The organism is Pseudomonas sp. FW300-N1A1 (assembly GCF_058789115.1).
In genome coordinates this window covers 1-25,892 of the sequence record NZ_JBYTBK010000044.1, presented here as the reverse complement: position 1 = coordinate 25,892, position 25,892 = coordinate 1, and the positions used below count along the sequence as shown (strand labels likewise).

Annotated in this window: 26 protein-coding genes and 2 tRNA genes; 10 read left to right on the top strand and 18 right to left on the bottom strand. The window is 60.4% G+C overall.

Annotated elements, in window-relative coordinates:
• Positions 1-6 precede the first annotated feature (6 nt).
• Complete coding sequence (locus AC3WQN_RS22205) at positions 7-1,425, bottom strand: short-chain fatty acid transporter (RefSeq protein WP_103401354.1); 1,419 nt, start codon at positions 1,423-1,425, stop codon at positions 7-9.
• A 203-nt stretch (positions 1,426-1,628) separates the two neighbouring features.
• Between AC3WQN_RS22205 and AC3WQN_RS22200 the strand changes: the two genes are divergently transcribed.
• Complete coding sequence (locus tag AC3WQN_RS22200) at positions 1,629-2,945, top strand: MFS transporter (protein WP_103401366.1); 1,317 nt, start codon at positions 1,629-1,631, stop codon at positions 2,943-2,945.
• A gap of 6 nt (positions 2,946-2,951) precedes the next feature.
• Here AC3WQN_RS22200 and AC3WQN_RS22195 read toward each other — a convergent pair whose 3' ends face one another.
• The 3 genes from AC3WQN_RS22195 to AC3WQN_RS22185 form a co-directional block, all read right to left on the bottom strand.
• Positions 2,952-3,467: a RidA family protein gene (locus tag AC3WQN_RS22195; protein WP_103401353.1), complete on the bottom strand. Its 516-nt coding sequence runs from the start codon at positions 3,465-3,467 to the stop codon at positions 2,952-2,954.
• A 94-nt stretch (positions 3,468-3,561) separates the two neighbouring features.
• Positions 3,562-3,930, bottom strand: a complete 369-nt coding sequence (locus tag AC3WQN_RS22190) for a cupin domain-containing protein (protein ID WP_095146729.1) — start codon at positions 3,928-3,930, stop codon at positions 3,562-3,564.
• 76 nt (positions 3,931-4,006) lie between these two features.
• The gene (locus AC3WQN_RS22185) at positions 4,007-4,816 is read right to left on the bottom strand and encodes an AraC family transcriptional regulator (protein ID WP_103401352.1); all 810 of its coding nucleotides are present in this window, start codon (positions 4,814-4,816) and stop codon (positions 4,007-4,009) included.
• Between the two features lie 150 nt (positions 4,817-4,966).
• Between AC3WQN_RS22185 and AC3WQN_RS22180 the strand changes: the two genes are divergently transcribed.
• Positions 4,967-5,449 (top strand): GNAT family N-acetyltransferase, encoded by a 483-nt coding sequence (locus AC3WQN_RS22180; RefSeq protein ID WP_103401351.1) that lies wholly within the window; start codon positions 4,967-4,969, stop codon positions 5,447-5,449.
• Between the two features lie 30 nt (positions 5,450-5,479).
• Here AC3WQN_RS22180 and AC3WQN_RS22175 read toward each other — a convergent pair whose 3' ends face one another.
• Positions 5,480-6,292, bottom strand: coding sequence for a MerR family transcriptional regulator (locus AC3WQN_RS22175; RefSeq protein WP_103401350.1), 813 nt, complete (start codon positions 6,290-6,292; stop codon positions 5,480-5,482).
• Between the two features lie 270 nt (positions 6,293-6,562).
• Positions 6,563-8,395 (bottom strand): gamma-glutamyltransferase, encoded by a 1,833-nt coding sequence (ggt, locus tag AC3WQN_RS22170; RefSeq protein ID WP_103401348.1) that lies wholly within the window; start codon positions 8,393-8,395, stop codon positions 6,563-6,565.
• 180 nt (positions 8,396-8,575) lie between these two features.
• Between ggt and AC3WQN_RS22165 the strand changes: the two genes are divergently transcribed.
• Positions 8,576-9,679 (top strand): DUF2817 domain-containing protein, encoded by a 1,104-nt coding sequence (locus AC3WQN_RS22165; protein ID WP_103401347.1) that lies wholly within the window; start codon positions 8,576-8,578, stop codon positions 9,677-9,679.
• A gap of 110 nt (positions 9,680-9,789) precedes the next feature.
• On the opposite strand, the gene AC3WQN_RS22160 is transcribed toward AC3WQN_RS22165, so the two are convergent.
• Positions 9,790-9,866, bottom strand: a tRNA-Met gene (locus AC3WQN_RS22160).
• 273 nt (positions 9,867-10,139) lie between these two features.
• Here AC3WQN_RS22160 and AC3WQN_RS22155 point away from each other — a divergent pair.
• Positions 10,140-11,357, top strand: a complete 1,218-nt coding sequence (locus tag AC3WQN_RS22155; protein ID WP_103401346.1) for an MFS transporter — start codon at positions 10,140-10,142, stop codon at positions 11,355-11,357.
• 186 nt (positions 11,358-11,543) lie between these two features.
• Here the strand turns inward: AC3WQN_RS22155 and ychF are convergent, their stop codons facing one another.
• From ychF to AC3WQN_RS22115, 8 genes are all read right to left on the bottom strand, one after another.
• The gene (gene ychF / locus AC3WQN_RS22150) at positions 11,544-12,644 is read right to left on the bottom strand and encodes a redox-regulated ATPase YchF (RefSeq protein ID WP_103401344.1); all 1,101 of its coding nucleotides are present in this window, start codon (positions 12,642-12,644) and stop codon (positions 11,544-11,546) included.
• A 23-nt stretch (positions 12,645-12,667) separates the two neighbouring features.
• Positions 12,668-13,252, bottom strand: coding sequence for an aminoacyl-tRNA hydrolase (gene pth / locus AC3WQN_RS22145; protein WP_003208389.1), 585 nt, complete (start codon positions 13,250-13,252; stop codon positions 12,668-12,670).
• Between the two features lie 169 nt (positions 13,253-13,421).
• Positions 13,422-14,021: a 50S ribosomal protein L25/general stress protein Ctc gene (locus AC3WQN_RS22140; RefSeq protein ID WP_103401343.1), complete on the bottom strand. Its 600-nt coding sequence runs from the start codon at positions 14,019-14,021 to the stop codon at positions 13,422-13,424.
• A gap of 141 nt (positions 14,022-14,162) precedes the next feature.
• Entirely contained in the window at positions 14,163-15,104 is a 942-nt protein-coding gene (locus AC3WQN_RS22135; RefSeq protein ID WP_003171603.1) for a ribose-phosphate pyrophosphokinase, read from the bottom strand.
• Positions 15,105-15,151: 47 nt separating this feature from the next.
• Positions 15,152-15,226 (bottom strand) — tRNA-Gln (locus tag AC3WQN_RS22130).
• 37 nt (positions 15,227-15,263) lie between these two features.
• Positions 15,264-16,115, bottom strand: a complete 852-nt coding sequence (gene ispE, locus AC3WQN_RS22125) for a 4-(cytidine 5'-diphospho)-2-C-methyl-D-erythritol kinase (RefSeq protein ID WP_103401342.1) — start codon at positions 16,113-16,115, stop codon at positions 15,264-15,266.
• 1 nt (position 16,116) lies between these two features.
• The gene (lolB, locus tag AC3WQN_RS22120; RefSeq protein ID WP_095146718.1) at positions 16,117-16,734 is read right to left on the bottom strand and encodes a lipoprotein insertase outer membrane protein LolB; all 618 of its coding nucleotides are present in this window, start codon (positions 16,732-16,734) and stop codon (positions 16,117-16,119) included.
• Positions 16,735-16,738: 4 nt separating this feature from the next.
• Positions 16,739-18,463 (bottom strand): tetratricopeptide repeat protein, encoded by a 1,725-nt coding sequence (locus AC3WQN_RS22115; RefSeq protein ID WP_103401341.1) that lies wholly within the window; start codon positions 18,461-18,463, stop codon positions 16,739-16,741.
• Positions 18,464-18,645: 182 nt separating this feature from the next.
• Between AC3WQN_RS22115 and hemA the strand changes: the two genes are divergently transcribed.
• The 6 genes from hemA to AC3WQN_RS22085 all read left to right on the top strand — a co-directional run bounded on the left by hemA (position 18,646) and on the right by AC3WQN_RS22085 (position 24,011).
• A complete protein-coding gene (gene hemA, locus AC3WQN_RS22110) occupies positions 18,646-19,935 on the top strand; it encodes a glutamyl-tRNA reductase (RefSeq protein ID WP_095146716.1) in 1,290 nt (429 codons plus the stop codon).
• A complete protein-coding gene (gene prfA / locus AC3WQN_RS22105; RefSeq protein WP_095146715.1) occupies positions 19,932-21,014 on the top strand; it encodes a peptide chain release factor 1 in 1,083 nt (360 codons plus the stop codon). The genes hemA and prfA overlap by 4 nt, the downstream gene beginning before the upstream one ends.
• Complete coding sequence (prmC, locus tag AC3WQN_RS22100) at positions 21,015-21,845, top strand: peptide chain release factor N(5)-glutamine methyltransferase (protein ID WP_103401340.1); 831 nt, start codon at positions 21,015-21,017, stop codon at positions 21,843-21,845.
• Positions 21,839-22,594, top strand: coding sequence for a molybdopterin-synthase adenylyltransferase MoeB (locus tag AC3WQN_RS22095; protein WP_095146713.1), 756 nt, complete (start codon positions 21,839-21,841; stop codon positions 22,592-22,594). Before prmC ends, AC3WQN_RS22095 begins: the two co-directional genes overlap by 7 nt.
• On the top strand, positions 22,587-23,378 hold the full coding sequence (gene murI, locus AC3WQN_RS22090; RefSeq protein ID WP_103401339.1) for a glutamate racemase: 792 nt from the start codon (positions 22,587-22,589) through the stop codon (positions 23,376-23,378). The genes AC3WQN_RS22095 and murI overlap by 8 nt, the downstream gene beginning before the upstream one ends.
• A 114-nt stretch (positions 23,379-23,492) precedes the next feature.
• The gene (locus tag AC3WQN_RS22085) at positions 23,493-24,011 is read left to right on the top strand and encodes an acyloxyacyl hydrolase (RefSeq protein ID WP_095146711.1); all 519 of its coding nucleotides are present in this window, start codon (positions 23,493-23,495) and stop codon (positions 24,009-24,011) included.
• A 96-nt stretch (positions 24,012-24,107) separates the two neighbouring features.
• On the opposite strand, the gene AC3WQN_RS22080 is transcribed toward AC3WQN_RS22085, so the two are convergent.
• The 3 genes from AC3WQN_RS22080 to AC3WQN_RS22070 form a co-directional block, all read right to left on the bottom strand.
• Positions 24,108-24,719, bottom strand: a complete 612-nt coding sequence (locus tag AC3WQN_RS22080) for a hypothetical protein (RefSeq protein WP_103401338.1) — start codon at positions 24,717-24,719, stop codon at positions 24,108-24,110.
• The gene (locus AC3WQN_RS22075; protein WP_103401337.1) at positions 24,716-25,327 is read right to left on the bottom strand and encodes a hypothetical protein; all 612 of its coding nucleotides are present in this window, start codon (positions 25,325-25,327) and stop codon (positions 24,716-24,718) included. The genes AC3WQN_RS22080 and AC3WQN_RS22075 overlap by 4 nt, the downstream gene beginning before the upstream one ends.
• Positions 25,324-25,892 (bottom strand): DUF2515 family protein (locus tag AC3WQN_RS22070; protein ID WP_492606956.1); only part of this gene is annotated, 569 nt, incomplete at its 5' end. The genes AC3WQN_RS22075 and AC3WQN_RS22070, both read right to left, overlap by 4 nt.

Sequence of the window (25,892 nt, the reverse complement as noted above, 5' to 3'; positions counted from 1 at the left end):
CTCGGGCTAAGGCATCACTGGCGCCACATACTGGAGCGTAGTCCCCAATACCCACAACAGAAACAGCACCAGCGGCGTGTGTACCAGCAATTGCACGAATGAAAACCCGATCAAGTCCCGCGCCTTCAATCCCAGTACGCCGAGCAGCGGCAGCATGTAGAACGGGTTGATCAGGTTGGGCAGCGCCTCTGCGGCGTTGTAGATCTGCACGGCCCAGCCCAGGTGGTACTCCAGGTCGTTGGCGACCTGCATCACATACGGCGCTTCAATGATCCATTTACCGCCGCCGGACGGAATGAAGAAGCCGAGAACGGCCGAATACACGCCCATCAGCACCGCGTACGTGTCGTGGGAGGCAAAACTGACGAAAAAGCTCGAGATATGGTGCGCCAGGGACTGGCCATCAGTGCCTTTGACCACGGTCATCAACGCGGCGATGGAACCGTACAGCGGGAACTGGATCATCACACCCGTGGTGGTGGGCACCGCACGGGCCACGGCATCGAGGAAGCTGCGCGGACGCCAGTGCAGCAGTGCCCCGAGCATCAGAAACAGGAAATTGTAGGTATTGAGCCCCGAGATCGCGCTGATCGCCGGTTTCGTCGAAAATTCATGAAACAACCAGCCGGCTGCCAGCAGCACCAGCAAAATGGTCAGCAGCGGGCTGTATTCCAGCCATTCGCCGGGGCGGGAGCGAGGGGCCAGCGCTGGCAGGCTGAAGCTGGGATCGACGCCGCAGTCTTTGGCGTCACGGGCGGAGTTCGGGCCGGGGGCGGTGGCGTAGGCGACCACCAGCGAGACCACGACCAGCGCCAGCAACAGGACGCCGGACTGCCAGAGGAAAATCGTCTCGGTGAATGGAATGACGCCAGTGATCGACAGGATCGAAGGCGGCAAGCTGGCCGGGTTGGCCTGCAACTGGGCCGCCGACGAAGACAGCCCCAGCGCCCAGACCGCCCCGAGCCCCAGGTAAGCGGCGGCACCGGCGGCACGGTAATCCATGCGCAAATCGGTACGTCGGGCCAGCGCGCGTACCAGCAAACCGCCAAACACCAGCGACAGGCCCCAGTTCAACAAGGATGCGACCATGGAAATCAGCGCGACCCAGGCCACGGCCGAGCGGCCATTTTTTGGCACGCGAGCCAGGCGATCGATCAGTTTCACCGCCGGTGGCGAACTGGCGACCACATAACCGCCGATCACCACAAAGGCCATTTGCATGGTGAACGGGATCAGGCTCCAGAAGCCGTCGCCGAAGGCCATGGCGGCATCGGTGGGCTTGGCGCCCATGGCCATGGTGGCGACAGCAACGATGATCACCGCGAGTGCAGCGAAGACCCAGGAGTCGGGAAACCAGCGCTCGGCAAAGTTCGAGCAGCGAAGGGCAAAGCGGGCGGAGCGGCTGTCTTCGATATCGGTAGACACGCAAGTACCTCGATTTTCTTATGTTTATTGGGGTGCCAGCAGGGTCCTCGGGGCCCTTTTGGTCAGCCGGCAACAGTAATTCAATCAAGGCGTTTTTGCGGTGCTGTTTTGCACATCTAGGACTATGGTCTAACGGGTTGTCCGGGAGCGCGTTTGCGTAGACCATGGGCGCCGTGTTTTTTGTCTATTTTTCGAGCCTGTTCATGACTGCCATCCCTGTCACTCGTCCCGCGCCGTTTTCCCGGTCCGACTACAAGACCCTGGGCCTGGCGGCGCTCGGCGGAGCGCTGGAAATCTACGACTTCATCATTTTCGTATTTTTCGCCCTGACCCTCAGCCAGCTGTTCTTCCCGCCGGAAATGCCGGAGTGGCTGCGCCTGCTGCAAAGCTTCGGGATTTTTGTCACCGGCTACCTGGCGCGGCCCCTGGGCGGGATTCTGATGGCGCATTTCGCGGATCGACTGGGGCGCAAGAAGGTGTTCAGCCTGAGCATCCTGATGATGGCGTTGCCGTGCCTGCTGATCGGGATCATGCCGACCTATGCCCAGATCGGCTATTTCGCGCCCTTGCTGTTACTGCTGCTGCGGGTGTTCCAGGGGGCCGCAGTGGGCGGTGAAGTGCCCAGTGCCTGGGTGTTCGTGGCCGAGCATGCCCCCGTCGGTCATCGGGGATATGCCCTGGGCTTCTTGCAGGCTGGGTTGACGTTCGGCTACTTGATCGGCGCATTGACCGCGACCTTGCTGGCGCAGGCCTTCAGCCCGGCGGAAATTCTCGATCACGCCTGGCGCTATCCGTTTCTGCTGGGCGGGGTGTTCGGTGTGATTGGAGTGTGGTTGCGCCGCTGGCTCAATGAAACCCCGGTGTTCATGGCCATGCACGCCAGTCGCGAACGGCACACCGAGTTACCGTTGCGCACCGTGCTGCGTGAGCATCGGATGGCGATGCTGCCAGCGGTGATCCTGACCTGCGTGCTGACCTCGGCGGTGGTGACCTTTGTGGTCATCACCCCGACCATGATGCAGAAGACCTTCGGCATGACCGCCAGCCATACCTTTGCCCTGAGTAGTCTGGGTATCGTGTTCTTGAACATCGGTTGCGTGATTGCCGGTGTCATCGTCGACCGAATCGGCGCCTGGCGCACCGTAATGCTCTATAGCCTGTTGCTGCCGCTGGGGATTGGCGTGCTCTACACCAGCCTGATCGGTGGTGGGCAGTGGATCGGCCTGGCGTATGCCATTGCCGGCTTGAGTTGCGGGGTGGTGGGCGCGGTACCGTCGGTAATGGTCAATCTGTTTCCGGCACGAATCCGGGTCTCGGGGATTTCGTTCACGTACAACATCGCCTACGCGATCTGGGCCAGCATCACGCCGTTGTTGCTGATTGGCCTGATGCCCTGGAGCCCTTGGATTTGCGTGATGTTCTGCGCGGTGATGGGGGTGGTGGGCATGAGCGCGGCGCTGTACTTCGGCTCGCGTTTGCCACAGGTCGCCCTACAGCCAGGCGCGACCTGTTGCCCTTGAGGCCTCTCAATCGCAGATGTCGTCTTCGTCAACCGGCGCCGCTGCAGGCTTGAGTGCGACAATCATGTCGACTTCGACCGCGGCGCCCTTGGGCAACTGGTACACGCCGACCGAGGTACGCGTATGCACGCCAGCGTCGGCAAAGATCCCGTAGAGCACTTCCGAGGCGCCGTCGGCCACTTCACTTTGTTGGGTGAAGTCTTCGGCACTGCGTACGTAGACGTTGATGCGCAATACTTTCTGGATGGCGTCCAGATCGCCAAGATGCTGCGCGAGGATGGCCAGGGCGCGCATCGTGCAAATCCTGGCGGCGTGTCGACCCTGCTCCAGGGACACTTCGGCGCCGACCCGTCCTACCACCATCACCGTATTGTCGATACGCGGGATCTGTCCGCTGACGTAGACCTGATCGCCCTGTTGTACGGCCGGCACGTAGTTGCCGCCAATCCGTAGTTCACCATCAAAACGATGGCCCAGTTGCTGGGCGATGCCATCGAACAGCGCTGCGCGTGATTGATCCATGCATGACTCTCCTGTGATAGACGGTGGTGCAGAGCGGACTATAGCGCGTTGATTCTGCCCGCAAAGCCAGGGATGAAATTCTCGGTGTCGTACTTCAGATCCACTGATCATTCAGCGCCGTGCGCTCGCCACCTTCATGGCCGGTATTGAGCACGCCCTTGGGTTCGATCAGCAGCAGCCGGACTTCCTGTTCGGCAAAGGGCTTGTGCTCGACGCCCTTGGGCACGACGTACATTTCGCCGGCGGACACCAGCACCTGGCCATCGCGAAAGTCGATGCGTAGTTGCCCCTCAAGGACGATGAAGGTCTCGTCGGTATCCTGATGATCATGCCAGATGAAATCCCCCAGCAGTTTCACCACCTTGAACTGATAGTCGTTCATTTCGGCGATGACCCGTGGCGACCAATGCTCGTTTATCTGCTGCAGCTTGTTGGCGAAATTCAGGCTTTGATAGGACTTCATGACCAGGCGCTCATCGGTTGATTCAGCTCGACACTAGCGAGAGCGGCCAGGGACTTCTTGCACGATTGTGCGGCGCTCAGGAACGGTGCATTTTCATCCAGCGCGCGGGTGACAGGCCGTAGGCTTTGCCGAACTGCCGGGTCATGTGGCTTTGATCGCTGAAGCCTGCGATCAGTGCCGCCTGGGTCAGTGACTCGCCCGAGATCAGCAGCGAGCGCACCAGGTCCAGGCGGCGCATGGTCAGGTAGCGGTAGGGGCTGGTGCCGAACAGCAAGCGAAAATCCCGTGACAGCCCCCAGCGATCGCGCCCGCTGTGTTCGGCCAGTTGGTCCAGGGTCACGGCCTGGCCCAGGGCACTGTGCATGAACTCGCGAGCGCGCTCGGCCGCGACATAGTCGAAATGCTGGCGACGGGCTGGGACGCCGGAAACCGCGTTCATGGCCTGGGCCAGGTCGAACAGTGCGTCCTGTTGCTCCAATGGATCGAGCGGGCGGTCCAGGCTTTGCAGCAAGACGTCGGTGGCGGCGAACAGGCGGGGGTCGGTGGAAATGCCGGTCTTGATAAAGGGCAGGGGCTGGCCACCGAGCATCTGCTGGATCAGCGCCGGCTCGACGTACAGCATCCGGTACTTGAAGCCGTCTTCGGTGCCGGCCTCGCCATCGTGGGCTTCGTCCGGGTGCAACACCATGGTTGCGCCCGGCAGGTTGTGCCGCCAGCCACCGCGATACTGGAAGCTTTGTACGCCGGACAGGGTACGGCCAATGGCATAGGTGTCGTGGCGGTGAAGGTCGTAGCCATGCCCCGAGAAAAAGGCCTCGATACGCTCCACGCCGCCCGTTTTGGGCGCGCGATGGAACCAGTCGGTGAGGAGGTTTGGCTTGCCCATGGGAAGTCTTCGTGGCCGGGTTGGCGGTGACGGACACGTTAGCTCAGGCGCAGGTTGGCTGTCAGCCGGATTCCCGGTTGATCGATGGACAGCAGGTCGAGTAAAAGCTATGGGAATGGTTGAGCCCCCAAGGGACAAGGAGACCCGAACATGAGCATCAGTTTTCGAGCGGTAAACGAGCAGGACATCCCGCGTATTTGCAGTTTTGCCCGTGACCGGACAGAGCAGTTCTTTTTCTTTCCCGCCGCGACCTGGCCGCTTACCCCAGCGCAACTCCAGGGTTCGATCGACAAGCGCTCAGACTCCACGGTGATCGAACGGGATGGCGTCGTGGTGGGGTTTGCCAACTTCTATCGCTGGGAAACCGGCGGCACCTGCACCCTCGGCAATGTGATTGTCGACCCACAGGCCAGGGGGCAGGGGATCGGTGCGCAGTTGATCGAGCACATGATCGCCATCGCCCGTACCCGGCACCAGGCGGGCGAGGTGACGTTGTCCTGCTTCAACACCAACGTGGCTGGCTTGTTGCTCTATCCCAAGCTCGGGTTCACACCGTTTTCGATCGAAGAGCGTCAAGACAAGCAAGGTCGGCGCCTGGCGCTGATTCATCTGCGTCTTGCTGCGTCAGGATGAGGGCGCAGCCTGCAAAGGCTGCGCTGACCGTCAGTTTTTCAGCGGGATGTACAACTCGGTCACGCTGTCCGGGTGCATCGGCCCCAGGAACCGCTCACCGCAGTATTCGAACTCCACCCCCTCGTCGGGCGCCATGCCCGCGGCCGGCAGCCATTCGCTGTAAGCCGCGCGGAAGGTCTCCGGTAGGGTGGTGACGCTGCCGTGGTGCTTGACCCGGGCGTAGTGCCGAGCTGGAATCTGCAGCTCCACCATGCCCGGCACCAGCGGCGCATCTGCACTCACCGGCAAGCCTGCGACATAGCGCCATTGGCCGTCGTCCAGTGGCTGGCAGACGCCAAAGGTGCCGACTGGATCCTGCAACCGGTCGATCTCCTCTTCCCGTGGAAAGAACCGCTCCCACATCTGTGCGATGCTGCCTTCGTCCTGCTGTTGCCAGCTCATGCCCATGATGCGCAGGGCGGGATAAAGGATTCGCTCGGGCGTCTGCGGTGCCGGCAGGCTGCGTTCCGGTTGCGCCAGATAGCGGGTGAGGTGGTCGAGCACCTGCTGATCGCGGGCAATCGCGCTTTGCAGTGTGCGGGCATGTGCTTGCAGGGACTCACGCAGGCTGATGACGCTGTCCAGGCTGCCGTTGTCGGCCAGCCTGCGGATTTCTTCCAGCGCCATGCCCAACTGCTTGAGCCAGACGATACGCCCCAGGGTGATGATCTGCTCGGGGCGGTAGTAGCGATAGCCGTTGTCACGCCCGGTCAGTGCGGGTGCGAACAGACCGATGCTGTCGTAGTGGCGCAGGGTCTTGGTGGTGAGCCCGTGAATACGGGCCATTTGTCCGATTGTCAGCATGGAACCTCCTTTTTTGGCTGCTGGAACCAGCCTATTCCTTGCCCTTGGGTAAAGCTCAAGCCTGTGGTGTGGCTAAGGCGCAGGGGTTCACTGGTGGCGAGGGAGCTTGCTCCCGCTCGGCCGCGAAGCGGTCGCAATCCGGCCATAGCGTACTATTTGAATATTCGCGGTGGCCGGTATCAGGGCTGCTATGCAGCCCAGCGCGAGCAAGCTCGCTCGCCACAGCCTCGTGTTCGACTGAGTGTGCTCATGCTTTGGTCGCACGCCCAATCAATCCCCCAACGCTTCTCCCTCGCGCCGTGGATCGGCCCCGCCGGCCCATGAGGCGTTGCCCTGGGCATCACGCACCCGGACGATGGCCTGGGTGCCGCTGGTCATGTCGATTTCGTTCACCGCGTGTCCTTTATCCTTGAGCGCCTGGATCAGCGCCGGGCTGAACTGGCCTTTTTCCAGTTCGGTGGGGCCGTTGCGGCTGCCGAAGTTCGGCAGGCTGATGGCCGCTTGCGGGTCGAGGTTCCAGTCGAGCATGCCGACCACCGACTTGGCGACGTACTCGATGATTTGTGAGCCGCCGGGCGAGCCGACGGTGGCGAGCAGTTCGCCACTCTGGCGATCGAAGATCAGTGTCGGCGCCATGGACGAGCGCGGGCGTTTGCCGGGTTCGATGCGGTTGGCCACCGGCTGGCCGTTTTCTTCGGGGATGAACGAGAAGTCGGTCATCTGATTGTTCAGCATGAAGCCCTGCACCATCAGGTGTGAGCCGAACGCCGCCTCGACCGTGGTGGTCATGGACACGGCGCCGCCCAGATCGTCCACGGCCACCACTTGCGAGGTGGAGATGCGCAGTGGCGAGCGGTCTGGCGCATAGGCCAGTTGGACGCCCGGCGGTGTGCCCGGTTTGGCAATGCCCATGCTGCGCTCACCGATCAGCGTTGCACGACTGGCCAGGTAAGCGGGGGAGACCAGGCCGGCGACCGGCACCGGGACGAAGTCTGAGTCCGCGACGTACAGCGCCCGGTCGGCGTAGGCCAGGCGCTCGGCTTCAGCGATCAGGTGCACGGCTTCAGGTGCCGGCTCGAGGCCGGCCGGCTGGTGGCTCTTGAGCGGTTTGAGAGGCGCCAGGGCGAAGCGCTTGTCGCGGGTCTCCAGGGCCTGCAAGGTGCCGAGGATCTGTGCCACGGCAATCCCGCCCGAGGACGGAGGCGGCATGCCACACACCTGCCAGCGCTTGTAGTCGGTGCACAGCGGCGCGCGCTCCTTGGCGCTGTAGCCCTTGAGGTCATTGAGCGACAGGCTGCCGGGGTTAGCGTGGCCCTGAACCCTGGCCACGATTTCCTCGGCCACCGGGCCTTGATACAGCGCGTTCGGGCCTTCTGCGGCGATGCGCGTGAGCACCTTGGCCAGCGCCGGGTTCTTTAGCAAGGAGCCGACGGCTTTCGGGCTGCCATCGGCATTGAGGAAGTACGCGGCCATGTCGGGCGAGCGCGGCAGGAACGGATCGGAAGCGATCATCGTGTGCAGGCGTGGCGAGATCGCAAAGCCCTGTTCAGCCAGCGCGATGGCCGGCTCGAATAGCTTTGCCCAAGGCAGGCGGCCGTGTTTTTGATGGGCCAGTTCCAGCGCGCGCAACACCCCCGGTGTGCCGACCGAGCGCCCGCCAATCTGGGCCTGAGGGAACGGCATGGGTTTACCGTCGGCTTGCAGGAAGAGTTTTTCATTGGCGCCGGCCGGTGCGGTTTCGCGGCCGTCGTAGGTGCGCACGGCCTTGCCATCCCACAGCACGATCAATGCACCGCCACCGATCCCCGAGGATTGCGGCTCTACCAGCGTCAACACCGCTTGCATGGCAATCGCCGCGTCGATGGCCGAGCCACCCTGGCGCAACATCTCACGCCCGGCTGCGGCGGCCAGCGGGTTGGCGGCCGCAGCCATGTGTTTGCCGGCGTATTGAGTCTGCAGGTCGGTGCGATATCCCGACGCCACCTCGGGCGCGGTGGGCAGGGAGCTGACCGGTGGGGCGTTGCAGGCGGCGAGGGTCAGGGCGCAGGCGATGAGCGACAGGGCGCAGAGGCGATAGCGGCTCAAGGGGAAGGCTGGGAACACGTGGGCACTCCATCCGTTGGATTAAAGATTCGGGGGGACTGTATCGGCGTGACGGGTCAGCTGCAACGCTGGGTTGCTGTGCGCTGGGCCAGGGAAGGGGGCTTTTGTCCTTCATCAACGGGCGTATTTTCTGTAGGGTCGAGGGCGCGGGACCTTCATCCAGAACAACAAGAGGCCGACATGCAGACCGAGTTTCCAGATCAGCCAGGCTACCGTGCGCAGCGTGAACGTTTCCTCGCGGCAGCGACGGCCGCCGGCGCCCGGTTGACCGAGTACCCGCACCCACTCAAGGGGCCGTTCGGTGAGACCTTGAGCACCGACGTCGCCGTGCTTGGCGACCCTGGTGCCAAACGCCTTCTGGTGGCCTTGAGTGGCACGCACGGTGTGGAAGGCTTCTATGGCTCGGACAGCCAGAGCAAATGGCTCCAGGCGCTGGGCAAGCGCTCGCTGCCGGACGATGTCGCGGTGGTGATGATCCATTTGATCAACCCGTGGGGCACCGCATGGCTGCGTCGGGTCAACGAAGACAACATCGACCTGAACCGCAATCACCTGAACTTCGACTCACCGCTGCCGGACAACCGGGCCTATGCGGCGCTGCACGCGATCTACGCGTTCGACCCGTTGCGGGGGGCGGAGCGAGATCGAGCCGATGCCATGCTGGCCGCGCAGTTGGGCGAGCAGGGCTGGCCGGCGGTGATGGCGATTGTCGAAGGGGGCCAGCATAGCCATCCCGATGGCCTGTTTTACGGCGGGCGGGCACCGAGCTGGTCGAATCGCACCTTGCACCAGATTATCGCGGCGCATCTTTCCCGGGCCGAAGTCGCCCTGTGCTTCGACCTGCATACCGGTGCCGGCGAGTATGGGCATCCGATGTTGCTGACCGTCACTCAGGCTGCCTATCCGGCGTTGCCGCAGGCGCAGGCCCTCTATGGTCCGTGGCTCTACACCGTGCAGACGGGCGCGCGCAGCCACAGCGAAACAGGGATCGCCGCCAGCGCCACTGGCTACACCTCCCAGGCGCTGCTCGATGCCTTGCCGCAGGTGCGCTTGATGCCCTTTGTCATCGAGTGCGGAACCTACCCGGGGGAGGCGGTGCATGAACACCTGCGTGACGATCACTGGCTGCACTTGCACGGCGACCCGAATGACGCAGCAGGGCGTCGGATCAAGCTCGATCTGCTGGAGCAGTTTTATCCGTCGGACCCTGACTGGCAGGAAATGGTCTGGGTCCGTACCCGGCAGATCTGGGAGAAGGCGTTGTCCGCCTTGCCGACGCTTTAGGAGAGTCGTCGATGGCCGGCACCGCGAATGTACGGTGCCGGCCATTGGGCAGGCACTTTTCTGCGGGCATAAAAAAACGGCCTACCTTGCGGTAAGCCGTTTTTAGTACTTGGTGGCTACACAGGGACTTGAACCCCGGACCCCAGCATTATGAATGCTATGCTCTAACCAACTGAGCTATGTAGCCAAGTGGCGCGCATTATTGGCTTGGAACGACGATGTGTCAAGCATAAATCTAAAATATTTCTCTACGCTTTCAACCGCTTATCCTCAGACCTCGTAAAAACCATGAGTTTTTGCGCTTTAGCTGTGCCCAATCCGTCCCGAGTAATCGCTTGCCCTGCTACAGGTGCGCGTTATTTAAAGTCGTTAGCAGGCTAAGGGGATGGCGCTGTCACCGTGAAAAATGGCACATTGGCGCACCGGCAAATGCGCTCCCATCCGCTGTATGGAAACTCTCATGGCAACCAGTCCCCCCCAAGCGGCCACTTCAGCCGCGCCTGCGACATCACAGAGCAGTCCCCTGGTCATGCGCATCATCGGCGCGGTGGCGCTGGCGCATTTGATCAACGACCTGATTCAGTCCGTGCTGCCGTCGATCTATCCGATGCTCAAGGCCAATTATGGCCTGACCTTCACCCAGGTCGGCCTGATTACCTTGACCTTCCAGCTCACCGCCTCGCTGTTGCAGCCGTGGGTCGGTTATTACACCGATCGCCACCCCAAGCCCTACCTGCTGCCAATGGGCATGATCTGCACCCTGATCGGTATTCTGATGATGTCTCAGGTCGGCAGTTTTCCGTTGATCCTGCTGGCGGCGGGGCTGATCGGTATTGGCTCCTCGACCTTTCACCCGGAAGCTTCCCGTGTGGCGCGACTGGCCTCGGGCGGGCGCTTCGGTCTGGCGCAGTCGACCTTCCAGGTCGGTGGCAACGCCGGTTCTGCGTTCGGGCCGTTGCTGGCGGCGGCGATCATCATTCCGTTCGGCCAAGGTAATGTGGCCTGGTTCGGGCTGTTCGCGGTATTCGCGCTGGTGGTGCTGTATGGCATCAGCCGCTGGTACGCCAATCACTTGAGCCTGTTCAAGCTCAAACAGGGCCAGGCGGCGACTCACGGCCTGTCGAAAGGCAGGGTGATCAGTGCGTTGGTGGTTCTGGGGCTGCTGGTGTTCTCCAAGTATTTCTACATGTCCAGCCTGACCAGTTATTTCACCTTCTACCTGATCGAGAAATTCGACCTGTCGGTGGCCAGTTCGCAATTGCACCTGTTCCTGTTTCTCGGGGCGGTAGCGGCGGGGACCTTTTTCGGTGGGCCGATTGGCGACAAGATCGGGCGGAAGGCCGTGATCTGGTTCTCGATCCTCGGTGTTGCGCCGTTCACCTTGCTCATGCCTCACGTCGACCTGTTCTGGACCAGCGTCCTGAGCGTGGTGATCGGCTTCATCCTGGCCTCGGCGTTCTCGGCCATCGTGGTCTACGCCCAGGAACTGGTGCCGGGTAATGTCGGCATGATTGCCGGGGTGTTCTTCGGCCTGATGTTCGGTTTCGGCGGGATCGGTGCGGCCCTGTTGGGGTACCTTGCAGACATCCATGGCATCGAATACGTGTACTTCTTGTGTTCGTTCCTGCCGTTGTTCGGGCTGTTGGCGATCTTTCTGCCTCGTACCAAAAAGGCCTGATCCACCACGATTCCAACTGTGGGAGCGGGCTTGCTCGCGAAGGGTGCCTACCAGTCGATATATATTCCGCTGACACACCGCATTCGCGAGCAAGCCCGCTCCCACAGGGGATTTGTTGTGATGGTGACAAATCTGTCAGGTACAAAAAAGCCGCGAATAAACGCGGCTTTTTCGTGGGCGGGTGTTTTACACGTTGAAGCGGAAGTGCATCACGTCGCCGTCTTTGACGATGTAGTCCTTGCCTTCCAGGCGCCATTTACCGGCTTCCTTGGTACCGGCTTCGCCTTTGTACTGGATGAAGTCGTTGTAGGCGATCACTTCGGCGCGGATGAAGCCTTTTTCGAAGTCGGTGTGGATCACGCCAGCGGCTTGTGGTGCGGTGGCACCGACGCGGACGGTCCAGGCGCGGACTTCTTCGACACCGGCGGTGAAGTAGGTTTGCAGGTGGAGCATTTCGTAGCCTGCGCGGATCACGCGGTTCAGGCCAGGCTCTTCGAGGCCCAGGGCCTCGAGGAACATGTCTTTCTCTTCACCGTCATCCAGCTCGGCGATTTCCGCTTCGATCTTGTTGCACACCGGAACCACGACCGCGCCTTCTTCTTCGGCAATGGCCATGACCACGTCGAGCAGCGGGTTGTTTTCGAAGCCGTCTTCGGCAACGTTGGCGATGTACATCACCGGCTTGGTGGTCAGCAGGTGGAAGCCACGGATCACCGCTTTCTCGTCGGTGCTCATGTTCTTCATCAGGCTGCGCGCTGGCTTGCCTTCGGTGAAGTGGGCGATCAGTTGCTCCAGCAGGCCTTTCTGGACGACTGCGTCCTTGTCACCGCCCTTGGCGTTGCGCGCGACTTTCTGCAGTTGCTTCTCGCAGCTGTCGAGGTCGGCGAAGATCAGTTCCAGCTCGATGATCTCGATGTCGCGCTTCGGGTCGACGCTGTTGGAGACGTGAATCACGTTATCGTCTTCGAAGCAGCGGACCACGTGGGCGATGGCATCGGTTTCACGGATGTTGGCCAGGAACTTGTTGCCCAGGCCTTCACCTTTCGAGGCGCCGGCAACCAGGCCTGCGATATCGACGAATTCCATGGTGGTCGGCAGGATGCGCTTTGGATTGACGATGGCCGCCAGGGCGTCCAGGCGTGGATCCGGCATCGGCACGATACCGCTGTTCGGCTCGATGGTGCAGAAGGGGAAGTTCTCGGCCGCGATACCGGACTTGGTCAGGGCGTTGAACAGGGTGGACTTACCGACGTTAGGCAGGCCGACGATGCCGCAATTGAATCCCATGGTGTTTCCCCGAGGAGTTAGAGTCAGGCCTTCTGGCTGTGCAGGTTTTTCATCGCGCGGTTCCATTCACCGGCGAAGATATCCGGCAGCACGCCGAGGGCAAAGTCGATGCTGGCATCGAGTTTTTCCTGTTCGGCGCGAGGCGCGCGACCCAGGACAAAGTTTGAAACCATACTGGCAACGCCTGGGTGGCCAATGCCGAGCCGCAAGCGATAGAAGGTATTCTGGTTGCCCAGTTGCGCGATGATGTCGCGCAACCCGTTGTGACCGCCATGCCCGCCGCCCTGTTTGAGCTTGGCAACGCCGGGAGGCAGGTCGAGTTCGTCATGCGCCACGAGTATTTCTTCCGGCTTGATGCGGAAGAAACCGGCAAGCGCCGCCACGGCCTGGCCGCTACGGTTCATGTAGGTCGTGGGAATCAGCAGGCGAACATCCTGACCCTGATGCGAGAAGCGTCCGGTCAGGCCGAAATATTTGCGATCGGCCACAAGGTTCACACCTTGTGCGTGCGCGATGCGCTCAACAAAAAGGGCCCCTGCGTTATGCCGGGTCTGTTCGTATTCGGCGCCTGGATTTCCCAGGCCAACGATCAGTTTGATGGCAGTCACGTCAGGGGCCCTTCTATGGAGTGGTGGATAACATCGCAGCAATAGGTGTGTGCGGCGAAAGTGGACGAAAAGTGCTCATTTACCATGATGTAAACTCCGCGTTCCCGCCCGCTTTCTCGCTACGTTCCAGTCCGCGATGTTACTTGATCACTCCGGCGTACAGAGTGAATTACTCTGCAGCGCCTTCTGCAGCTTCTGGAGCAACACGTGGAGCGTGAACGTTGGCAACAGCCAGGTCGTTACCGTGAGCCAGAGCAACAAATTCAACGCCTTTAGGGGCCTTGATGTTGGACAGGTGAATGATCGAACCGATTTCGGCGTCAGCCAGGTCGACTTCGATGAACTCAGGCAGGTCTTTTGGCAGGCAGGAAACTTCGATTTCCGAAGCAACGTGCGAGATTTCGCCGCCTTTCTTGGCCGGAGCAGCTTCGTTGATGAAGTGCACTGGAACGATAGCGGTCAGTTTCTGGCCCGCTACAACGCGTACGAAGTCAGCGTGCATCACGTGGCCTTTGGCCGGGTGACGTTGCAGGGCTTTGATCACGACGTTTTGCTTGGTGCCACCAATGTTCAGCTCGATGATGTGGCTGTAAGCCGCTTCGTTTTCGAGCAGTTTGGCAACTTCTTTAGCCAGCATGCTGATGGATTCAGGGGCTTTTTCGCCACCGTAAACTACAGCTGGAACCAGGCTTGCGAGACGACGCAGGCGGCGGCTCGCACCTTTCCCCAGGTCGGAACGCGCTTCAGCATTCAGAGTAAAATCGTTCATGTTGTATCTCCAAAATAACCACATTCGCCCCAGCGTTTGCGACCAGCGCTAAAGGCGATATGGGCAAAAAAGCCCCGCCCCGACAGGAATGCCGGGGCGGGGCGCTTTTCGTCATTGAGATGTGTCCGAAGGGCAGGGCCCTTAGCGGAACATCGCGCTGATCGATTCTTCGTTGCTGATGCGGCGAACCGCTTCGGCAACAACCGGTGCGATATCCAGTTGACGGATACGTGCACAGGCTTGTGCTGCTGCGGACAGCGGGATGGTGTTGGTCACCACCAGCTCGTCCAGCACGGAATTTTCAATGTTCTCGATGGCCCGACCCGACAGCACAGGGTGTGTGCAGTAGGCAAAGACCTTGGCAGCGCCATGCTCTTTCAAGGCTTTAGCCGCGTGGCACAGGGTGCCGGCGGTATCGACCATGTCGTCAACCAGGATACAGGTACGCCCTTCGACATCACCGATGATATGCATCACTTCAGAGTGATTGGCTTTCTCACGGCGCTTGTCGATGATCCCGAGATCCACGCCCAGGGATTTGGCAACGGCACGTGCACGCACGACGCCGCCAATGTCCGGGGACACGATCATCAGGTTTTCGAAGCGTTGGTCTTCGATGTCATCCACCAATACAGGGGAGCCGTAGATGTTATCTACCGGAATATCGAAGAAGCCCTGGATCTGGTCAGCATGCAGATCAACCGTGAGAACACGATCGATGCCGACGACGGTAAGCATGTCAGCGACGACTTTCGCGCTGATAGCCACACGTGCGGAACGCGGACGGCGATCCTGTCGGGCATAACCAAAGTAGGGGATCACCGCAGTGATTCGAGTGGCTGAGGAGCGACGGAAGGCATCAGCCATCACGACGAGTTCCATCAGGTTATCGTTGGTCGGAGCGCAAGTCGGCTGAATAATGAAGACATCTTTACCGCGGACGTTTTCATTGATCTCGGCTGTAATTTCGCCGTCGGAGAATTTACCGACAGAGATGTCACCGAGAGGGATATGCAGCTGACGTACGACACGCCGAGCCAGATCGGGGTTAGCGTTCCCCGTAAAGACCATCATCTTGGACACGCGCAGTACCTGAAGGCTGAGGGTATACCTGGATGAGTATAGGAAAATGGCAGGGGCGGCTGGATTCGAACCAACGCATGGCAGGATCAAAACCTGCTGCCTTACCGCTTGGCGACGCCCCTGTATCTGTTGCAACGAGTACCCAGTACCCGGTTCCTTTTAGAGCAGACCTTGTAGCTTGCGATGCAACATCGAAATGTTACTTCCTTTTGCTACAAACCCTGTAAGGGTCTCTGTAAGAAGGGCCGAGACTTTATCAGCTTCAGCTTTGCTTGGGAAGCCCCCAAACACACAACTTCCAGTTCCGGTGAGTTTTGCTTCGGTAAATTTACCTAACAAATTCAAAGCGTTACGTACTTCTGGATAACGCCTTGTGACCACCGGCAAGCAGTCATTTCGACTGTTTCCCTTGGGAACGGGGCGCACTTTAATGGGAGATGAGTTACGTGTCAACAAAGGATCTGAAAAAATTTCTGCTGTACTTACAGAGACTTGCGGTACAAGCACGACATACCAAGGCTCGGCAGGGTCTACAGGGGTGAGTTTTTCTCCCACGCCCTCGGCGAAAGCTGCGTGGCCACGCACGAAAACCGGGACGTCCGCGCCCAGCGTCAGGCCCAGTGTGGCCAGGCGATCTTCATCCCAGCCTAGTTGCCAGAGATGGTTCAGCCCCAGCAGGGTGGTGGCGGCATTCGAGCTGCCACCCCCGATTCCACCGCCCATGGGCAGGATTTTTTCGATCCAGATATCAACACCCAGTGAACAACCGGATTGCGCCTGGATTTTCCTGGCAGCCTTGACGATCAGATTGCTGTCATGGGGGACGCCTTCGAATTCGGTGTGCAGGCAAATGACGCCGTCATCGCGCACCGCAAAGGTGATTTCGTCGCCGTAGTCGAGAAATTGAAACAACGTCTGCAGTTCGTGGTAACCGTCTTCACGGCGACCGAGAATATGCAGCATCAAATTGAGTTTTGCCGGCGAAGGCAGCGTCAGGCGATGTGCAGGCATGTCATTGGCCCAACTTGCGAGGTTGCCAGGCCTTGATCACCAGCGTGACATCGAGGTCGCGGCCGTGCAGCTTGATTCGCTCGGGCAGCCAGTAACCGTTTTGCTGTGTATAGGCGGTGTATTCGACCTTCCAGCCGTCTTGCTCGAGGCTGGCCAGGCGGCTGTCGGCATCCAGCGACAAGCGGCTTTTGCTGCTCGGTGCCGGGAGTCCGCGAACCCACCAGGCCAGATTGGAAACCGGCAGCTTCCAGCCCATCTGTTCTTCGAGCAGAGCGTCCGGGCTTGGCGCGGTGTAGCGACCCTGGTTGGCGACTTCCAGCGTGACGTCGCCGGGGCGACCGGTCAGGCGGGCGGCGCCACGACCCAGAGGGCCGGAGAGGCGGATATCGTAGTAGTCCTGGCGCTGCAGCCAGAACAAGGTGCCGCTGCCCGAGTCTTTCGGGGCGCGAATGCCGATCTTGCCGTCGATCTGCCAGCCATCGAGGGCTGTCAGCTGTTGTTTTTGCACGCGCCATTGCGCGGGATTGCCTTGACCCTCGAGGGATTCACGGGCGCCAAAGCCCGCACAGCCGGCGAGCAGGGCGATGAAGCTGAAAACGATGACGTGGCGCAAAAACATGATGTTAAAGGGTCTCGGATCCGGTCAGGCGCTTGATGGTGCTGCGCAGGATGGGGCTGTCAGGCTGTTCCTTGAGGAACTTGGCCCAGATTTTTCTGGCTTCGCGTTGTTGGCCCTTGGCCCAAAGGACTTCGCCCAGGTGCGCGGCGACTTCCTGGTCGGGGAAGCGTTCCAGGGCCTGGCGCAAATAGCGCTCGGCGTCATCGAGATTGCCCAGGCGGAAGTTCACCCAGCCGAGGCTGTCGAGAACCGCCGGGTCTTCCGGGCTCAATTGATGGGCTTTTTCGATCAGGGACTTGGCTTCGGCGTAGCGGGTCGTGCGATCGGACAGGGTATAACCCAGGGCGTTGAGTGCCATGGCGTTGTCCGGGTCGCGCTTGATGATCTGTCGCAGGTCTTTTTCCATCTGCGCCAGGTCATTGCGTTTTTCCGCCTGCATGGCCCGGGTGTATAGCAGGTTCAGGTCATCCGGGTACTGCTTCAAGGCTTTGTCGAGGATGGCCCAGGCACGGTCTTCGTGTTTATTGGCGGACAGGGTTTCGACTTCGATCAGGTACAGCTGGATCGCATAGTCCGGTTCTTCATCGCGCTCTTTCGCCAGGCGGGCCTGGGCTTCGGCGGTACGCCCGTTGTCCATCAGGATGTCGGCCTGGCGCAACTGGGCCGGCAGGTAATCGGCACCCGGGGCAACCTGGCCATATTCGATCAGGGCACCTTGGGGGTCGTTGCGCTCTTCGGCGATGCGTCCCAGGTTCAGGTGCGCGGAGTCGACGTGGCTGTCCCGGGCAATCAAGTCTTCCAGGTAACCCTTGGCTTCTTCCCAGGCCTTGGCTTCCAGGCAAACGAGGGCCAGGGAGTAACGCAATTCGTCGTCTTCCGGGTACTGCTGGACCAGGCTTGAAAACTCGGTTTTCGCGTCGTCCATACGGTCCTGTTCAACCAGCAGGCGGGCATAGGTCAGGCGCAGGCGTTTGTCGTCCGGGTACTTGCGGATGGTTTTTTTCAACAGCGGCAGAGATTCATCGCCACGATTGAGGCTTTGCAACAAGCGTGCGCGCAGGAGGATCGGCGCTATTTCGCCTTCTTCCGGCGGATGGTTTTCCAGCAGGGTCAGTGCCCCCTGAGAGTCACCGTCCTGTTGCAGCAGCAAGGCCTTGCCGAAAATCAGCTGACTGTTGTTGGGGTGGCGCTGCAACAAACGGTCGAAACTTTTCATCAGGCCGTTGCGGGTGTCCTGGTCCGTATCGGCCGCCGACAGGGCAAGGAAGTCGAAATGGGTGTCGCCCTTGCCTTGCAGGACTTTCTCCATATAGACCATGGAGTCGTCATAACGCCCGCTGCGCGCCAGTTGTATGGCGGCGGCGCGTTGTGCCTCGAGGTCGTTCGGGGCGTTTTTTGCCCAGATCAGTGCACTGTCGAGCGCGGCCTGGTCGGCACCCAGGTACTCGGCGATGCGAAAGGCGCGCTCGGAAATGCCAGGGTCCTGGGTATTGATGGCCTGGGTCACGTAGTTGTCCAGGGCAATGTCGTAGCGATTGCGCTGGCCAGCCAGTTCGGCACTCAACAGGCTGAAGATGGTTTCTTCGCTGAACGAGCTGTAGACCTTGGGCTTTTCAGGGGCTGGAGTGCTGCCTTCGACCGGCGGCGTACCGTCCGTCGAAACGGGTGCCAAGACCTGGCAGCCGCTTAGGAAGACAAAAGCGAGGAGCAACGCGGAAGATCTATTCATATAGGAAGAGGACGACTAACCTGCGGTCGGATCATCATGACACAAGCCTTCGGCCAAACATAACCGAGACTCGATGCGGGCCTTTTCACAGGCAGTCTATTAGGACAATAGTCAACGGTGGTTGTTCTGAGTCTGGCGAAGTAGGACAATTGTCGGCTTCTCGACATCATCAGCGACCTTGAATGGCCTTCCTTGCACTTGGTATTAACCACAAGACTGCTTCCGTAGACGTCCGCGAGCGCGTGGCGTTTACTCCGGAACAGCTGGTTGAGGCCCTGCAGCAGCTCTGCCGACTCACCGACAGCCGCGAAGCTGCGATCCTCTCCACCTGCAATCGCAGCGAACTCTATATAGAACAGGATCATCTTTCGGCGGATGGGGTGCTGCGCTGGTTGGCCGATTACCATCATTTAAGCCTCGATGAGCTTCGCGCGAGTGCTTATGTGCATGAAGAGGATGCGGCAGTTCGTCACATGATGCGGGTCGCCTCCGGGCTCGACTCGCTGGTGCTGGGCGAACCACAGATCCTCGGCCAGATGAAATCGGCCTATGCCGTGGCGCGCGAGGCCGGCACCATCGGCCCGCTGCTGGGGCGTTTGTTCCAGGCGACCTTCAACGCCGCCAAGCAAGTGCGCACCGACACGGCGATCGGTGAAAACCCGGTGTCCGTGGCGTTTGCCGCGGTCAGCCTGGCCAAGCAGATCTTCAGCGACCTGCAGCGCAGCCAGGCGTTGCTGATCGGCGCCGGCGAGACCATTACCCTGGTCGCCCGCCATTTGCATGAGCTGGGGGTGAAGCGGATTGTCGTTGCCAACCGGACTCTGGAGCGCGCAAGCCTGCTGGCCGAGCAGTTTGGTGCCCACGCCGTGTTGCTCTCGGACATCCCGGCAGAGCTGGTGCGCAGCGATATCGTGATCAGTTCCACGGCCAGCCAATTGCCGATCCTGGGCAAGGGCGCGGTGGAAAGCGCCTTGAAATTGCGCAAGCACAAACCGATTTTCATGGTGGATATCGCCGTACCTCGGGATATCGAGCCGGAAGTGGGCGAGCTGGACGACGTCTATCTGTATAGCGTCGACGATCTCCACGAAGTGGTTGCCGAGAATCTCAAGAGCCGCCAGGGTGCAGCCCAGGCGGCGGAAGAGATGGTGTCCATTGGCGCCGACGATTTCATGGTTCGCCTGCGCGAACTGGCGGCGGTCGATGTCCTTAAAGCCTATCGTCAACAGAGCGAACGCCTGCGTGACGAAGAGCTGCTAAAGGCCCAGCGCATGCTCGCCAACGGCAGCAGTGCCGAGGATGTGCTGGTGCAACTGGCCCGTGGCCTGACCAACAAACTGCTGCACGCTCCGAGTGTGCAGTTGAAAAAGCTGACTGCCGAAGGCCGCCTCGATGCGCTGGCCATGGCCCAGGAACTCTTTGCCCTCGGTGAGGGCGCGTCGGATAGCTCTTCGGATAAAAAATCGCAATGAAAGCGTCACTGCTCAATAAGCTGGACATCCTCCAGGACCGTTTCGAGGAATTGACCGCCTTGCTCGGCGATGGCGAAGTCATTTCCGATCAGAACAAGTTCCGTACCTACTCCAAGGAGTACGCGGAAGTCGAGCCGATTGTCGCTACCTATAAACAGTTGCTCAAAGTGCAGGGCGACCTTGAGGGCGCTCAGGCGCTGCTCAAGGACAGCGATCCGGACATGCGCGAAATGGCCGTGGAAGAAGTCCGCGAAGCCAAGGAGCAACTGATCGAACTCGAGGCCAGCCTGCAACGCATGCTGCTGCCCAAGGATCCGAACGATGGACGCAACGTGTTCCTGGAGATCCGTGCGGGCACCGGTGGTGACGAGGCGGCGATCTTCTCCGGCGACCTGTTCCGCATGTATTCGCGTTACGCCGAACGGCGTGGCTGGCGGGTCGAGATTCTCTCGGAAAACGAAGGTGAACACGGTGGCTATAAAGAAGTCATCGCCCGCGTTGAAGGCGAAAACGTTTACGGCAAGCTGAAGTTCGAGTCCGGCGCGCACCGCGTGCAACGGGTTCCGGCCACTGAGTCCCAGGGCCGTATCCACACCTCGGCCTGCACCGTGGCGGTATTGCCGGAGCCTGATGAGCAGGAAGCGATCGAAATCAATCCATCGGACTTGCGCGTCGACACGTATCGTTCCTCCGGTGCCGGTGGCCAGCACGTCAACAAGACCGACTCGGCCATCCGGATTACCCACTTGCCATCGGGCATCGTGGTCGAATGCCAGGAAGAACGTTCCCAGCACAAGAACCGGGCGCGGGCGATGTCCTGGCTGTCGGCCAAGCTCAACGATCAGCAAACCAGCGCCGCGGCCAATGCCATTGCCAGCGAGCGCAAGTTGCTGGTGGGCTCCGGCGATCGCTCCGAACGGATCCGCACCTACAACTTTGCCCAGGGCCGGGTTACGGACCACCGGGTCAACCTGACGTTGTATTCCCTTGATGAAATCCTTGCCGGTGGCGTTGATGCCGTGATCGAGCCGTTGCTGGCCGAGTATCAGGCCGACCAACTGGCAGCGATAGGTGAGTAAATGACCATCATTGCCAGTTTGTTACGCGCCGCCGACCTGCCTGACTCGCCGACCGCGCGTCTGGATGCCGAGCTGCTGCTGGCCGCGGCCCTGGGCAAGTCCCGCAGTTTTTTGCACACCTGGCCCGAGCGCATCGTACCCAGCGAAGCCGCGCTGGTCTTTGCCGAGTACCTGCAGCGTCGTCGCTCCGGCGAGCCGGTGGCCTACATTCTCGGCCAGCAGGGTTTCTGGAAGCTGGACCTGGAAGTGGCGCCGCACACCCTGATCCCGCGACCGGACACCGAACTGCTGGTGGAAACCGCGCTGGACCTGTTGCCCGCGACGCCGGCCAAGGTGCTCGACCTGGGCACCGGCAGTGGCGCGATCGCCCTGGCGCTGGCCAGCGAGCGGCCGGTCTGGCAGGTCACTGCCGTGGACCGGGTCCTCGAAGCCGTGGCCCTGGCCGAGCGCAATCGCCAGCGTCTGCACCTGAACAATGTCAGTGTGCTCAGCAGTCACTGGTTCAGCGCGTTGAAAGAGCATCGCTACACGCTGATTATCAGCAACCCGCCTTATATCGCCGCTGCCGACCCGCACCTGGCGGAAGGGGACGTGCGTTTTGAACCGGCCAGTGCGCTGGTGGCCGGTACCGACGGCCTTGATGACTTGCGCTTGATCATTGGCCAGGCGCCGCAGCATCTGGAAGCCGGTGGCTGGCTGATGCTCGAGCACGGTTACGATCAGGCCGACGCCGTGCGTGATCTGTTGCTGAACCAGGGCTTTGAAGAGGTCCACAGCCGCAAGGACCTCGGCGGCCATGAACGTATCAGCCTGGGGCGTCTACCGTGCTGAATGATCAGGAGCTGTTGCGCTATAGCCGGCAGATTCTGTTGCAACACGTCGACATCGACGGTCAATTGCGACTCAAGCAGAGCCGTGTACTGATCATCGGCCTCGGTGGGTTGGGGGCGCCGGTCGCGCTGTACCTGGCGGCGGCCGGGGTTGGCCAGTTGCATCTGGCGGACTTCGACACGGTCGACTTGACCAACCTGCAACGCCAGATCATTCATGACACCGACAGCGTCGGCCTGAGCAAGGTCGACTCGGCCATGGGCCGTCTGAAGGCGATCAACCCCGAGGTCCAGTTGATCCCCCATCGCGCTGCGCTGGACGAAGATTCACTGGCCGCCGCGGTATCGGCGGTTGACCTGGTGCTCGACTGCTCCGACAACTTTTCCACCCGTGAGGCGGTGAATGCGGCCTGCGTGGCGGCCCGCATACCCCTGGTCAGTGGCGCGGCCATTCGCCTGGAAGGCCAGCTGTCGGTGTTTGACCCGCGTCGTGCCGACAGCCCGTGTTACCACTGTTTGTACGGACACGGCAGCGAAGCCGAGCTGACCTGCAGCGAGGCGGGTGTGGTCGGCCCGTTGGTGGGGCTGGTGGGCAGCCTGCAAGCGCTTGAGGCGCTGAAGCTGCTAGTGGGATTCGGTGAGCCACTGGTTGGACGCTTGTTGTTGATCGATGCCTTGGGTACCCGCTTCCGCGAGCTGCGGGTCAAGCGCGATCCGGGTTGTAGTGTGTGTGGGGGCAAGCATGCGTGAAGCGCCTATCGGCGTATTCGATTCCGGCGTCGGTGGGTTGTCGGTGCTGGCGGAAATCCAGCGATTGCTGCCCAATGAATCACTGCTGTACGTCGGTGATTGTGGGCACATTCCCTACGGCGAGAAAACCCCGGCGTTCATTCGCCAGCGTTGCAGCGTAATGGCCGAGTTTTTTGTGGCGCAAGGCGCCAAGGCGATCGTCGTGGCGTGCAACACGGCCACCGTGGCAGGGGTCGCGGATTTACGCCGTGATTACCCACACTGGCCCATCGTTGGCATGGAGCCAGCGGTCAAGCCGGCAGCGGCGGCGACCCGCAGTGGCGTGGTCGGTGTGCTGGCCACCACCGGCACCTTGCAGAGTGCCAAGTTCGCGGCCTTGCTCGACCGTTTCGCGACCGATGTCCGGGTCGTCACTCAGCCTTGCCCTGGCCTGGTGGACTTGATTGAAGCGGGGGACCTGCACAGCCCGGCATTGCGCTCCCTGCTGGGCGGTTACCTCGAACCCTTGTTGGCGGCCGGCTGCGACACCATTATTCTTGGCTGCACCCATTACCCCTTCCTCAAGCCGTTGCTCAGGCAACTGATTCCGACCGACATCAGCCTGATCGATACCGGCGCTGCAGTGGCCCGGCAGCTCCAGCGCTTGCTGGCCGAACGCGAACTGTTGGCCGAGGGGCCGGCGAACCCTGCACAGTTCTGGACCAGTGGCAGCGCGCAGCACTTTGGAAATATCTTGCCGATACTCTGGAATAACGCCGGGGTTGTGCGAAGCTTCAGCCTGTAGGTCGTTGTCAGGAAGCGATTCAATCGGGCCGAATGTTCACGCGAAGGCTTCATTCTATTGCTGCGACTACCAAGCCAAAAAACTACAAAAATGCTCGCGAAAAGGATGTTTCTGATGAAGCGACTGTTCTGCCTGGCTGCGATTGCAGCTGCACTTTTGGGGCACAGCTACAGTGCGCAAGCGGCGGGTGTGGAGTTCGCAGTGGGTGAGACCAGCGAATCGACCATGGTCTACCGCCTGGGCATGCAATTCGATTGGGACAAGAGCTGGTTGCAGAGTGACATCGGCCGCGTGACCGGTTACTGGAGCGGGGCCTACACCTTCTGGGATGGCGACGAGGCATCGAGTAACCATAGTCTGTCGTTCTCGCCTGTATTCGTTTATGAATTCTCCGGGGAAAACATCAAGCCTTACCTGGAAGCCGGAATTGGCGTGGCGGCGTTTGTTCATACGGAAGTGGAAGACAACCAGCTCGGATCGTCTTTTCAATTCGAAGACCGCTTTGGCTTCGGCCTGCGCTTTGCCGGCGGACATGAGGTCGGCATACGCGCGTTCCATTATTCCAATGGCGGCATCAACCACCCGAACGACGGTGTCGAGAATTACTCGTTGCACTACACGATGCCGTTGTAGGCAGCAAAGGCTTCTCCATCACAGTGATGAGATGGTTTTCGCGGGCAATGATGGTCTGGCTTGGGTGTAAACACGGGCATACAGCTAGGTGCCGGCTCAAGGCCTGACCCATGGCTTGGCCAGTGCCAGCGTGATGAGGTAGCGCTCTTCTTCGGGGCGCTTATTGTCCTCGAAACGACCGACCACCAGCATTGCTTGATACTGGTTGCCTGCTTGCCAGTAAGACGTGCCGCCTTTATCCACGTCCCGCAATCGGGCACGCCATTGCGGCGTGTCGGCGAATGGTGGGTCCTCCTTGATCCGGATCGGCGTCCAGCCAGCCTTGCGCCATTGCTTCTGCAAATCCAGCACGACCTTGAGCGTGTCATCGAGCAGCAGCGGTTCGATTTGCGGGGACATACGGACATTTCTGACTAACTCATCCGTAAAACTTACCGTGAAAAATCGGGCCAGTGGCGTCACGAACCCATATTGTGGGTCCGTGAAACGAAGTCGGGCATCCGACTTGGGTATGTTGAACCAAGAGTGCCCAGGAATGGCAGGATCAATGACTGCACTGGAGCGCTGACGCATGTCCTCCCAAGGCTCGCCGATCACCAATGCGATTTCCTTTACTGATTGCACTGCAATCGCCGCCCACGCAATGCAGACCGCGACCGCGAGTGCAAACACACCGCGTCGCCAACCGACACGTTGCGTCAGGCTCATCGCACGCCCCGTGATTTGGAAAGCCCCAGTGTGATGAGGTAACGCTCCTCTTCAGGGCGCTTGTAGTCCTCGAAACGATTGACCACGAGCATTGCCTGGTACTTGTCGCCCGCTAGCCAGTAAGCGGTACCGCCTTTGTTCACGTCCCGCAATTGGGCACGCCATTGGGGGGTGTCGGCGAACGATGGAAAGTCTTTGACCCGGTTCGGCGTCCAGCCGCCATTGCGCCATTGCTCCTGCAAATCCAGCACGACCTTGAGCGTATCGTCGAGCAGCAGCGGCTCGATTTGCGGGGACATTCGGACACCGTCGATCAATTCATCATCGAACATAACTGTGAAAAAGCGAGCCAGTGGGGTCACAAACCCGTAGTGAGGGTCGATGAAGTGCAGGCGGGCATCCGACTTGGGCATATTGAACCAGGCTCGTCCAGGAATGGCTGGACCAATGGTCGCACTGGAACGCTGGCGCATGACCTCCCAAGGCTCGCCAATCACCAGCGCGATTTCCTTTTCTGATAGCGCTTCAATTGCCGCCCCCGCAATGCAGACAGCGATCACCAGTGCAACCACGCCGCGTCGCCAACCGACACGCACGATCCAACTCATCGCACACCCCGGCCTGCGGCGATGTCCTCAATCGACTGCTGAATCTGGTAGCGATTACCGCTATGTAACAGATTATCAAACTGTGCCGCGGCCTTGAGCACGAAAGCCATTCGCTGGTGGATATCGGACAGGTCGGCTACGGGGTTATTGCTGAAGCCAATGGTGCGTCCGTCATCGACAGGTCGGCACTGGCTGGCCAGCGTCAGTTCGATGGCTTGAGCGACGCCAGACGGAAAGTTCGTGACATAAGAGAAGTGATTGCCGCGCAGCAGAGTTACTAGTTTCGGGTCGCTGTACATCGACGGTTGCAAAATATTGACCTGTTCGTGCCTGGCAAGATGGTCAACACTTTTGGCGATATTGCCAGCCTCAATGGCCTCGAAAGCTTGCAGGATTTCATCGTGATCGGTCCCGAACTTTAGCTTCTGTTGTGATACCGGCCATAGCACTAGGGGTTGGTCATGCCCATAAATGTTCTTACGCGAAGGCAGGCAGGTTTCGAGCGCCCCCAACCCCCGTTCCTTGTAGAAAACATGCAGCGGATAAACGTCCAGGAACAGCGTGG